This is a genomic window from Streptomyces tubbatahanensis (assembly GCF_022699385.1).
GTDB classification, from domain to species: Bacteria; Actinomycetota; Actinomycetes; order Streptomycetales; family Streptomycetaceae; genus Streptomyces; species Streptomyces diacarni.
Genome location: NZ_CP093846.1, coordinates 6,225,003 through 6,236,817, shown reverse-complemented (window position 1 = coordinate 6,236,817; position 11,815 = coordinate 6,225,003). Strand labels below are relative to the sequence as shown.

General features: G+C 72.6%; 9 protein-coding genes. 3 read left to right on the top strand and 6 right to left on the bottom strand.

Annotation, left to right across the window (positions count from 1 at the left end; translation table 11 throughout):
• Window positions 1-64 precede the first annotated feature (64 nt).
• A complete protein-coding gene (locus MMF93_RS26855; RefSeq protein ID WP_242755499.1) occupies window positions 65-1,279 on the bottom strand; it encodes a S8 family serine peptidase in 1,215 nt (404 codons plus the stop codon).
• Window positions 1,280-1,614: 335 nt separating this feature from the next.
• On the opposite strand from MMF93_RS26855, the gene MMF93_RS26850 reads away from it, so the two are divergent.
• Window positions 1,615-4,929, top strand: coding sequence for a right-handed parallel beta-helix repeat-containing protein (locus MMF93_RS26850; RefSeq protein WP_242755498.1), 3,315 nt, complete (start codon window positions 1,615-1,617; stop codon window positions 4,927-4,929).
• Window positions 4,930-5,025: 96 nt separating this feature from the next.
• On the opposite strand, the gene MMF93_RS26845 is transcribed toward MMF93_RS26850, so the two are convergent.
• The gene (locus MMF93_RS26845; RefSeq protein WP_242755497.1) at window positions 5,026-5,742 is read right to left on the bottom strand and encodes a YkgJ family cysteine cluster protein; all 717 of its coding nucleotides are present in this window, start codon (window positions 5,740-5,742) and stop codon (window positions 5,026-5,028) included.
• Window positions 5,739-6,437 (bottom strand): hypothetical protein, encoded by a 699-nt coding sequence (locus MMF93_RS26840; protein ID WP_242755496.1) that lies wholly within the window; start codon window positions 6,435-6,437, stop codon window positions 5,739-5,741. The genes MMF93_RS26845 and MMF93_RS26840 overlap by 4 nt, the downstream gene beginning before the upstream one ends.
• Window positions 6,438-6,854: 417 nt before the next feature.
• On the opposite strand from MMF93_RS26840, the gene MMF93_RS26835 reads away from it, so the two are divergent.
• Window positions 6,855-7,322, top strand: coding sequence for a nuclear transport factor 2 family protein (locus MMF93_RS26835; protein ID WP_242755495.1), 468 nt, complete (start codon window positions 6,855-6,857; stop codon window positions 7,320-7,322).
• A gap of 68 nt (window positions 7,323-7,390) precedes the next feature.
• Here the strand turns inward: MMF93_RS26835 and MMF93_RS26830 are convergent, their stop codons facing one another.
• On the bottom strand, window positions 7,391-8,854 hold the full coding sequence (locus MMF93_RS26830; RefSeq protein WP_242755494.1) for an MFS transporter: 1,464 nt from the start codon (window positions 8,852-8,854) through the stop codon (window positions 7,391-7,393).
• Window positions 8,855-9,058: 204 nt separating this feature from the next.
• On the opposite strand from MMF93_RS26830, the gene MMF93_RS26825 reads away from it, so the two are divergent.
• A complete protein-coding gene (locus MMF93_RS26825) occupies window positions 9,059-9,907 on the top strand; it encodes a helix-turn-helix transcriptional regulator (protein ID WP_242755492.1) in 849 nt (282 codons plus the stop codon).
• Between the two features lie 56 nt (window positions 9,908-9,963).
• Here MMF93_RS26825 and MMF93_RS26820 read toward each other — a convergent pair whose 3' ends face one another.
• Window positions 9,964-10,551, bottom strand: coding sequence for a hypothetical protein (locus MMF93_RS26820; protein ID WP_242755490.1), 588 nt, complete (start codon window positions 10,549-10,551; stop codon window positions 9,964-9,966).
• A 65-nt stretch (window positions 10,552-10,616) separates the two neighbouring features.
• Complete coding sequence (locus MMF93_RS26815; RefSeq protein ID WP_274709553.1) at window positions 10,617-11,708, bottom strand: ROK family glucokinase; 1,092 nt, start codon at window positions 11,706-11,708, stop codon at window positions 10,617-10,619.
• Between the last annotated feature and the right edge of the window lie 107 nt (window positions 11,709-11,815).

Genomic DNA, 11,815 nt, shown 5'->3' with positions numbered 1-11,815 from the left:
CCGCGTCCGCCGCCCTCCCGCCCGCCGACTCGGGAGGTTCGGCCGCCGCCGGGCCGGGCGGCGGTCAGGTGGCCGTCTCGCGCTCCTCCGGCGCGCCCGCGGGACGCCACCCCCGGGCGCGGCCGCGTGGGATCACCACCGCCGCGCCCGCCACCAGGAGCACCAGCGTGCCGCCCGCGCCTGCGATCAGCAGCGCGCGGTTGAGGGGCTGGGGGGACGCCTGAGGCGGCAGCTTCGCCGGCGGCGGAGAGGGCACGGTGCCCTGCTTGTCCGGAAGGACGGCGGTCAGTGCCGCATACGGGTCCACCCGCGGCGGAACCGCCGGGTACCCGGCCGTGACGAGTTGGCGGGAGACCTCGGCCGCCGTCATCTTCGGCTTCCGCGACCGGACCAGCGCCGCCGCCCCGGCCACGTTCGCCGCCGCGAGCGAGGAACCGGAGCCGATGTAGTGCCCCGATCCGCTGGGGCCGACGCTGACCACCGCGTCCCCGGGCGCCGCCAGTTTCGCCCCCTTCACCTGCGGGGCGTCCTTCGGGCGGGTGCCGTCGGGGCCGTAGTCCATGACCGACAGCACCCCGGGGGCCGCCGCGGGCCAGTACCGGGGCGCCGGCTCGCTCGTCCTGCCGGTGCTGCTGTCCTTCGGCAGGACGTCCGGGGCGAACGGCGCGACGACCAGGGCGTCGTGCTGCGTGGCGTACTCCACGGCGGCGGTCAGCTCCGCCTTGCCGTCCGGCACCGCGCGCCCCACGTAGACGACCCGCGCCCCGCCGTCGACCGCGGCCCGTACCCCGTCCGCGAGCTGCTCTGCCGTGGCCTTGCCGCGCTTGTCGGTGCCGCGCACCGCCAGGACCCGCGCCGCGGGCGCGGCCCCGGCCACGCCCACCCCCTGCCGGGGCGCGGCGGCGATCAGGCCCGCGGCGAAACTACCGTGCCCCACGCAGTCGGTGCCCGCATCGCCGACCGCTTCCACCCGCCCCGCGAGGGCCGGGATGTCCGTGCCGACCCCGGTGTCCACCACACCGACGGTCACTCCGTGGCCGTCCGCCAGCGACCAGGAGCGGCGCAGCCCCAGCGCCTGCCGGGTCCACGTCTGCTCGCGCGCCGTCTCGCTCGAAGCGGGCGTGCACGGCTCGTCGGGTGCCAGTGCTGTGGGAAGGGCGGGCAGTTGGACGGAGTCGGCGGCGGCGGGTGGCGTCTGGGCGGCCAGCGGCGCCGCGGCCAGCAGGGAGGCGGCCACCGCGCGTCCTACCGAGCGGCGAGGGGAACGAGCAGGTCGCATGCCGCGCACGATACGCGCAGGGCATCTCCACACGGTAACGTGCTCTCGCGGCCCCGCCCGCGGGGAACACCGCCGGGGGACGGCGGGTGTCCGGCGGCGAACTGTCGTGCCGCACCCAGGTCATGGGCCCCGCGCCCCCTCCTACCGGGGCGGAGGCAGGGATCCGCTCACCTTCGGCGCACGGGCCCGTCACCGGTGGCGGAGGCACCTGGCTGCCGGTGCCACGGTTCCCGTAGCCTTCATCGCGTGCCTGTACCTTCCCCCGGCCGCCCGGCAGCCCGGGCTCGGGGCCACCGAGGGGACCGGCAACGGCATCACAACGAGGAGGTCCCAGCGTGTCACGGCAGTTGCTCACGGTCGGCCCGGACCAGCCGGAGGGCTTCCGGACGATCGGCGAGGCCCTGGAGAAGGCTCGCGCAGGAGCGGTGATACGCGTCCGGCCCGGCCGGTACCGCGAGAACCTCACGGTCCGCACGCGCGTCACCATCGCGGGCGACGGGGAGCGCGGCAGCGTCGAGATCTGCCCGTCACGCGGCACCGCCGTGGTACTCGTCGCGGACGCCGTGATGCTCACCGACCTGACCCTGCGCGGCGGCAACGAGGACCTCCCCGTGGTGGACGCGCCCCGCGGCCAGGTGGCCATGGACGGCTGCACTGCCGTGGGATCGGGCTGGACGGCCGTCCTGGCACGTGAGAACGGATCGGTGGCCATCCGGGACTGCCGGATCTCCAACCCCGAGGGCGCCGGCGTGGTGGACACCGCGCCCACCGGGAGCGTCGTCGCCGACTCCGTCTTCGAGCACCTGGGCACCTCGGCCATCGTCCTGGGCGAGCAGGCCCGCACCACCGTACGCGGCTGCCGGGTGCGCGGCGCGCAGGGCAACGGCATCCTCGCCAACGGCGAGGCGCAGGGCCGGGTGGAGGACTGCGAGGTGACCGCGACCGAGAAGCCCGCCATCGCGCTGGAGGGCAAGTGTTCCACCCAGGTGCTGCGAGCCCGGGTGCACGACACCTCGGTCGGTGTGTACATCACCAGCAGCTCCCGGCCGGTCCTCGAAGAGGTCACGGTCACCGACACCTCGGGACCCGGCATCGTCCTCTCCTCCGGTGCCGACCCGGAGCTGCTGCGCTGCGTCACCTCCCGTACCAAGGGCAGCGGACTCGCCGTCACCGAGCGTTCCCGCGGCACCTTCCGGGACTGCGACTTCAACTCCGCCACCGATCCGGCCATCCGCGTGATCGGCTCCAGCGCGCCCCTGCTGACCGGCACCACCGTGCGCGAGTGCGCCGACAAGACCGCCTCCGTGCTGCTGGCGGAGGGCTCCTCGGCGGAGTTCGAGCGGTTGGAGGTGGTCGACGCCGCCGGTGCAGGCGTCTCCGTCCGCACCAATGCCGACCCGCTGCTGAGCCGCGCACGGATCGCCGAAGCGCGCGGCCACGGCGTGGAGGTGGCCGAGGACGGCCGCGGACGGCTGGAGGGGTGCACCGTCGAGGGCACCGAGGGCGCCGGTCTGCGCATCGCGGGCGGCGGCGCTCCTGAGGTCCGCGACACGACGGTGCGCCGCACCACCCTGGCCGGTGTCTCGGTCGGCGCCGACGGCCGCGGCACCCTGTCCGACTGCGAGATATCCGCCAGCGCCAGCGTCGGCCTCCACGTGGAGAGCGGCGGCGAGATCACCGCGCAGCGCCTCCGCCTGTCCGAGGCAGGCGCCCACGGCGTCCTGATCGCCGAGGGCGCGAAGGCGTCCCTGGAGGTGTGCCAGGTCACCGGCAGTACCGGCGACGGCATCCGGATGGACAGCGCCGAGAAGGTCGTCCTCGACCGGTGCACGGTGCGCGACAACCGCGGGGCGGGCCTCAAGCAGTCACGCGGCAGCGACCGCCTCACCGTGGAGGAGCTGGACAGCAGCGGCAACGCGTCCCCCGACGCCTGGGGCGAGGACATCGGCCCAGGCGGCGCCGAGACCGGCCCCGCGGGCGGCGGCGCGAAGAAGCCCGAGAGCCCGCTGGAGGAGCTGGAGTCGCTGATCGGCCTGGCCGACGTCAAGCACCAGGTGCACACCCTGATCAACCTCAACCAGCTCGCCCAGCGCCGCGCCAGTCTCGGCATGCCGGCCCCGCCGATGAGCCGCCACCTGGTCTTCTCCGGCCCGCCCGGCACCGGCAAGACCAGCGTCGCCCGGCTGTACGGCGGCATCCTCGCCGATCTCGGCGTGCTGCGCTCCGGCCATCTGGTCGAGGTCTCCCGGGCCGATCTGGTCGCCCAGATCATCGGCGGCACGGCCATCAAGACCACCGAGGCGTTCAACGAGGCCCTCGGCGGTGTGCTGTTCATCGACGAGGCGTACACCCTGCTGTCCGACAGCAAGGGGTCGGGCACGGACTTCGGCCAGGAGGCCATCGACACGCTCCTGAAGCTGATGGAGGACCACCGCGACGAGGTCGTCGTCATCGCCGCCGGCTACACCGACCAGATGGACAGCTTCCTCGGCTCCAACCCCGGTCTGGCCTCCCGCTTCACCCGCAGCATCGAGTTCGCCAACTACTCCGTGGCAGAGCTCGTCACCATCACCGAGTCCATGTGCGAGGCCCACAGGTACGAACTGGACCCGAGCACCCTGGACGCGCTCGCGCGGCTCTACGAGCGGATGCCGCGCGACGCCACGTTCGGCAACGGCCGCGCGGCCCGCCGCGTCTTCGAGGAGATGGTGGACCGGCAGGCGTTCCGGCTCGGCTCGATGGCCAACCCGGCCGAGGCGGACCTGTCGCTGCTGCTCCCGGCCGACGTCGCCGACGACGAGACGATCAGCGGCGGCGACACGACACGCAGCTCCCAGGACCTGCTGGCCGAACTCGACTCCATGGTCGGCCTCGCCGCCGTCAAGCACGAGGTGACGGACCTGGTGAACCTGCTGGAGGCCACGCGCAAGCGCCAGGCCGCGGGGCTGCCCATCCCGCGGATCAGCCATCACCTGATCTTCTCGGGCCCGCCCGGCACCGGCAAGACCACCGTCGCCCGCCTCTACGCGGATCTGCTGCACTCCCTGGGCGTGCTGAACACCGGTCAGCTCGTGGAGGTGGCACGCGCCGACCTGGTGGGGCGGTACGTGGGACACACCGCGCAGCTCACCAAGGAGGTCTTCGAACGGGCCTTCGGCGGTGTGCTGTTCATCGACGAGGCGTACACCCTCACCCCCGAGGGCTCGGGCTCCGACTTCGGCCAGGAGGCCGTCGACACGCTGCTGAAACTGATGGAGGACCACCGCGACGAGGTCGTCGTCATCGCCGCGGGCTACACCGACGAGATGCGGCGCTTCCTGGGCTCCAACCCGGGCCTGGCGTCCCGCTTCAGCCGCACCGTGGAGTTCGAGCACTACTCCGCGGAAGAGCTGGTCACCATCATGAACATGTACGCCTCCAAGTCCGGCTACGACTGTCCGGAGGAGACCCTGGAGGCGCTGCGCGGCTACGTGGAGCTGATCCCGCGCGACCGCTCCTTCGGCAACGCGCGCGCCGCCCGGCAGCTGCTGGAGTCGATGATGACGCGACAGGCCCGCCGCATCGGCACGATCGCCGCCCCGGGCCTGGAGGACCTGCGCCTGCTGCTCCCGGACGACCTGCCGGCGTCCTCCCCGCAGCCGGCCGGCTGACCCGGCCCACCCGCCGACGGGCCCGGCCCTCCCGGCCCGGGCCCGGGAGCAGGCCCGGGCCCGGGGAGCAGCCCCAGGCCCGGGGAGCAGCCTCGGTCAGGCGGAGGCGTGTGCCGGGCCGTCGGCGTCCTGGGCGGCGGTGTCCTGGCCGGCGGCCGTGGCCGCGCCCTCTTCCGCAGCGGAAGCGGCCTTCTCCTCCGACTCCTCCGGCTGCTCCGGCTGCTCCGGCTGCTCCGGCTGCTCCGGCTGCTCCGGCTGCTCCAACTCCTCCGGTGCCAGGACGAAGTCGTAGAACGCGTCCTCCGACAGCGTCCGGTGCCCCCGGTCGACCCGGGCGTTCCACTGCTCGGCCCTCCGCAGGTGCTCGCCCCAGGCCGCCCGGTTGCGCATGATGCTCGCCCGCAGCGCCGGCAGGTCCATCGCCGTGAGGTTCCACGAGTCCGAGTCGCCGCACAGGGTGTTGTCGCGGATGGACAACGTGTTCCCCGTCAGAGTGGTCGGGAAGTTCGCGCACACCCGCGGGCGGTGGACGTACGCGCCGCAGCGCGCGTGGCCGGGGGCGATCTCCATCAGGAACACGCACCCTTGGGTGTCCGGCCGGTGGCGGAGCCGGAGGTCGTAGAGCGGGCCGCCGGGCCGGAACCGGAAGTCGCCGTCCTCCTTCTCCTTGAGGGTGACGAACTCCCGCGGGTGGAGGGCCATTCCGGCGGCCAGCCTGCGCACATCCTCGAGGGTCACGTTCACGGTGTACTCCCGGCAGCAGCGCCCCTTGCAGGAGGCGCAGCCGGCCAGGTTGGCTCCCGAGCCGCTCACGCGACCACCTCCTCGGGCCAGGGGGCACCGGCCTCGCAGGCCGCGTGCGCCTCCAGCAGATAGCGCTGGAAGTCCTCGACACCAAGCGGGTCGTCGGTCTTCTCCGCCAGGGCGTTCCAGTGCGCGACGATCTCGAACCACTGGTCGCGGTCGGCGGCCCACCGCCGCTCCGCCCGCGCCAGACCCTCCGCGTCGAGCGGGCGCCCTGGCGGCCCGAGCGCGCTGCCGTCACCGCCCTCACCCTCGCCCTCGTCCCCGACAGGGTCCTGCACGGCGTTCGTGCCCCCGGCCGCCTTCTCTTCCCCCTCCGGCACGCCGTCGCGGTCGGCCTCTGTCGTGCCGTCGCGGTCGGCGCGGCCGGGGACGGCGGGGAACATCCGGCAGGAGAGCGGCGCCAGTTCGCCCAGTCCGCAGCGTCCGGTGCCCTCCAGGGTGACGACGTGGAAGACGCAGCCGTGAGCCGCGTTGGCGAGCCGCACGTTCACCCGGCGCCGCGCGTTGTCCAACACGACCCCGGTCGGGTCGTTGGCGGCGGCCGGTGCGGCCTGGGTGAAATGCCACGGCTCCAGGGCGAGAGTCCGTGAGATGCGGACGATGTCCGCGCCGGTGACCAGTCGCGGGCCGCGATAACAGAGGTTCTTCGCGCGGGTGGACTGCCACTCGCCGTCGGCACTCCGCGTACTGTCCGCTGTCAAACCATGCTCCCCTAACCTCCGTTTACCTCCGCGCCCGGAGGGCGACCGGTTCCACCGGTGTGGCCAGGCCACTACCGGCCCGGCTCGGCTCAGGTGGCCGCGAGCGAGCGTAGTCGATCGACTGTCCGAACAGCGGCCCGGCCGCGTTCCCGGCGCCCCCGGCCCGTTCCGAGGGCAGCGGCCCGTTCTCGGGGCAGCGGCGGGGAGCGTGGCGCGGCGGCCGGGTTGCGGCGGAGGGCCGCGCCTTCCCGCCCTGCGACGTCCCGCCGGCGGGACGTCGCAGGGCGGGAAGGCGCGGACGGGTAACCCCTGTTACGGCGGCGTTTCGTTGACCGCCTCAGAAGGCGAATGGAAGCATCGGCGCCCAGCACGCGCAGTTCGTCAGCATTCGTCGAATACCGCACTGGAGATCATTTCGTGGCCAGTAGCGAAACCCCCACCAAGCCCGCCGACGTCGCCCGTCACCTTCTGGATCTGCTCCTGCACAAGGAGATGGACCAGTTCTGCGACATGTGGGCGGAAGACGGGACAGTGGAGATTCCGTTCGCGGCTCCCGGAGCCATTTCCCACATGGCAGGAAGGGAGACCATCCGCTCGTACCTCACGCACTACTGCGATCACCAGCTGATCGATGACCTGCCGCACGTCCACATTCACGAGACGACAGATCCGGAGGTCGTCATCGCGGAATGGACGGCCCACGGGACCACGGTGAGCACGGGCAAGAAGTACGAGATGAAGTACATCATCGTGATCACCGTGCGGGACGGCAAGGTCGTCAATTACCGCGACTATTTCTCGCCGCTGCTGGCCGCACGGGCCGCGAACGACAGGACGGAGCTGCTGGCCCCGTTCAAGGAGGAGGACTTCCCCTTCGGCGGGTGACCCGGACAACGACGAGAGGGGCGTCGCGGCCTGGCCGCGACGCCCCTCCGTGCTGTCGCCCACGGGGGTCAGGCGACAGTCTCGGAACCCGCCTCTTCCGGGCGGGAGAGCAGGTTGAGCAGCAGCGCCGTCAGCAGGGAGACGACGGCGAGCACCCCGACGGAGACCGCGAAGCCGCTGACCTCGCCGTGGCCGGCCGCCAGCGCCGCGAACAGGGCGCCGATACCGGCCACCCCCGCGGCCTCCGACACCTGGACGGCGGTGAGGATGCCACCGGAGGCGGCGCCCGCGTCGGCCGGGACCACACCTGAGAGGGCCACACCGATCAGCGAGGTGGCCACGATGCCGCCGCCGGCGCCGTACAGCACCAGCCCCGGCATCAGGGCCGCCGCCGGGTTGGTGCCCTCCATCAGGTCGACACCGACCCACACCAGGCCCAGGCCGAGCGCCATCACGATCGCGCCGCCGGGCACCACCCGCCGGCCCCAGCGGGCCACGAGCTTGCCGCACAGCACCGAGAAGACAGAGGTGAGGATCGCCATCGGGGTGAAGGTGAGGGCGGACTGCAGCGGTGTGAAGTCCTGGGCCTGCTGGAGGTAGAACGCCAGCAGGAAGATGAACGCGCCGTTGACGCCGTAGAAGCACAGCGCCGTGGGCAGCCCCATGGAGAAGCCGCGCTGCTTGAACAGCCGCGGCGGCAGCAGCGGCGCCTCGGACCCGGCGGCCACCCGGCGCTCCCACAGGATGAACAGCGCCAGCAGCACCGCGCCGCAGGCCATCTCGCCCACGCGCAGGCCCGTCCAGCCCTGCTCGGCGCCGATGACCAGCCCGTGCACCACGCCCAGCAGGCCGGCGCCCAGCAGGACGACACCCACCAGGTCCAGCTTCATCGGGGTCCGCTCACCGGGGTCGCGCACCAGTGCGAGCGCACCGATGAAAGTGATGACGCACAGCGGCACGTTCACCAGGAAGATCGAGCGCCACCCCAGGCCGGCGATATCCCACTCGATGAGGAAACCGCCGACGATCTGTCCGGCGACGACGCCGATGCCGATGACCGCCCCGTACAGGCCGATGGCGCGGCTGCGCTCCTCGTCGCGCTGGAACGTCACCTGAATGAGCGCCAGCACCTGCGGCAGCATCACGGCGGCGCCCAGCCCCTGGGCGATGCGGGCCCCGATGAGGAAACCGGGGCTCTGCGCGGCGGCACAGGCGACCGAGGTGAGTGCGAAGATGACGACGCCCACCAGGAAGACCCGTCGGCGGCCGAAGATGTCACCGAGCCTGCCACCGGCGACCAGGCCGGCGCCGTAGGCGAGGGTGTAGCCGGTCGGCACCAGCTGAATGTCGGCGAACGAGGCGTGCATTTCCGCTTGGATCGACGGATTGGCCACGTTCACGATGAAGATATCGAGAAATCCCATGAAGGCGCCGAGCAGCAGGATCCACACCGCACCCCATTGCGCGGTGGACGCGGCAGGCGGCGCCGGGCTGTTCCCCCCTTCCTGCTCCGCGGGAACATCCGTTTCCACCACTCTTTGCTCCTTGGACAACGCGATGACCTTTCACTGATTCAGCGCGGCGGCGAGACGTGCCGACAAGCACGGGGAGGCAGCGATCTACCGCCGCGCTGAACCGCTGTGTCGGATGCCGCCCCGGATCGGAAGCCCGTACCGGTACCCAACCAGTCTCGCGGGCCCCGTTGCGCGGGCCAAGTTGCAATTTATGCTGTTGGCGTGACCACCACCCTAGGAGCAGAGACGGAACAACGGCGGGACGATCTGCGGGACTTCCTGCGCAGCCGCAGAGCCCGGCTGTCCCCCCAGGACGTGGGCCTGCCGACGTCGGGAAGGCGCCGCACCCCGGGGCTGCGGCGCGAGGAGGTCGCCTCGCTCGCGGGCATCGGGCTCACCTGGTACACGTGGCTCGAGCAGGGCCGCCGGATCACCGTCACCACCAGCATCCTGGACGCCGTCAGCTCGGCGCTGCGGCTCGACGAGGCCGAGCAGGCGCACCTGTACCGGCTGGCCGGCCACACGCCGGCCCCCGCCCCGCGCCGGGCGGCGCGCTCGTCGGCCCCGCGGCTGCCGGAGCACGTGGTGTCCCTCGTCGAGGAGTGGGCTCCGGGCCCTGCCTACGTCCTGGACCGCTACTGGCGCTATCTGCACGGCAACGCCGCTGTCGAGGTGCTGTTCGGCGAGGTGCCGAAGCTGCACAGCTGCCTGGACGGGTTCCTGGCGCGGCAGGGCCCGCACCGCGCGCTGCCGGAGTGGGAGTCGATGGCGCCGTCGCTGGTCGCCGAGTTCCGGTCGGACGCGGCCCGCTATCCGGACGACCCGGGCTTCGCCGCGCTCGTGCGGCGGCTGTCCGAGCACAGCCCGGCCTTCGCCCGGCTGTGGGCCCAGCAGGAGGTGCGGGACACCGCACTGGGCGAGAAGGTCGTCGAGCATCCGCACGGCGGTCGGCTGGTGTTCCACCGCACGACGATGCGGATCGCCGACCATCCCGACCTGCACGTCGTCCTGCTGCTGCCGCAGCCGGGCACCGGCACCCGGCAACGGCTGCGCACGCTGCTGTCGGTGTAGCGGGCGTTCCGGGCGTTTCCGCAGTCGCCGGACCCCGCCGCGAACCGGCCCGATGGTCAGAAGCGCGTGCTGGAGACGACGTAAACGCGTGGGCGCTTCTTGTACGTCATGTCCACGGTGATCTTCAGGTCCGGCTTGCTCCTGGGCTGCTCGTGCACGGCGCTGAAGTAGTGGCTCTTCGGCTCGTCGAACCGCCAGCCGACCTCGGTGGCCAGCTTGCCGGTGACGGCCACCCGGCCCTTGTGCAGCTGCACGGGCTTCGCCGGTTCCGCCGTGTCGCTGCCCACCTCGTCCAGGAACTGCTTGAGCCTCTTGGGGCTGGTGCGGAACTGCACCCACATGGTGCTCTTCTCCCACGCGTTCGTCTCGTAGAAGGCGACGCGCGTCGCCGAGAGCGGCACGGGGACGTCGTAGATCCGCTGGCTGACCTTGGGCGGGCGGCCGTAGGTGAGGCTCGTGGCGGCGGCCGCGCGCTCCTTGTCCTTGCCGCTGGCGCGGCTCTGGAACGCGGACTGCACCAGGTATCCGGCCGGCAGCGCGATCAGCAGCACGACGATCACCAGCACGAAGACCCGGTGCCGCGGGCGGTGCGGGGGCCTGGCGTGGGGCTCGTAGGGGCGGGGGCTGGCGTCCTTGTACGGCATGGCGCTCGGCGTCTCAGGCGTCGGGGAGGGTGGGGTGGACGGGTCGTCGGGCGTGGCCGCCACGGTCACTGGCCCACCGCGCGGCGCAGGTTGTCGGCCGCGCGCTCGTAGCGCTCGTAGCGCTCCAGGCGGCGGCGGTTGGCCCGGCGGAAGCGGCGGGCCACCAGCCGGGCGAGGTCCGCGGCACCGACCATACCTGCCTCGGGACCCAGCTGTGCCTTCACGATACGGGCCTCGGGGCGGTAGCCGCGGCCGGTCAGCTGGCGGCGGAAGGCCTCCTTGGCCGGGTCGATCAGCAGTTCGTCGGCGGCGCTGACGCCTCCCCCGATGACGAAGCAGGACGGGTCGAGGGCCGCGGCGAGGTTGGCCAGGCCCACCCCGAGCCAGTTGCCGACCTCGTGGAAGAGCTCCGTGCACATGGCGTCGCCGGAGCGGGCCAGCTCCGTGATGAGCGGTCCCGTGATGTCGCCGACCTGGCCGCCGACCCGGTCGATGATCCCGTACGCGACCGGCGACTCGGCCGCCGCCAGCTCGCGGGCCTCCCGCACCAGCGCGTTGCCCGAGCTGTACTGCTCCCAGCACCCTCTGTTGCCGCAGGGGCAGCGGTGGCCGCCCGGCACCACCTGCATGTGCCCGAACTCGCCGGCCACCCCGTACTTGCCGCGTTTGACCCGGCCGTCCTCCAGGATCGCGCCGCCGATACCGGTCCCGAGCGTGATCATGACGAGGTGGTCCTCGCCGCGGCCCGCTCCGAAGCGCCACTCCCCCCACGCCGCCGTGTTCGCGTCGTTGTCGACCATCACCGGGACGGCGAGCCGCGCCGTGAGGGCGTCCTTGAGGGGCTCGTCGCGCCAGGCCAGGTGCGGCGCGAACAGCACGCGGGAGCGGTCCGCGTCGATCCAGCCCGCCGCGCCGATGCCCACCGCGTGCACGTCGTGCCGGTCGGAGAGGTCCAGCACCAGCTCGGCGATGGTGTCCTCGACGACCTTGGGGCTCTTGGACTTTTCGGGGGTCTCGGCGCGCACCTTCTCCAGGATCACGCCGTCCGCGTCCACGACACCCGCCATGACCTTCGTGCCGCCGATGTCGATGCCGACGGTCGGCACGCGGGGAGCCGACAGGTGCGAGCGGCGCTCACGGGTACTGACCGTTCTCAGGACACTCGCGCTGGGAGCTGTGCGCCGTCGGTAGACCCTGTCTGCCCTGTCTGCCCTGTCTGCCCTGTCTGCTCGCTGGAAGCTGTCCGCGTTCAAGAGTGGTCGTC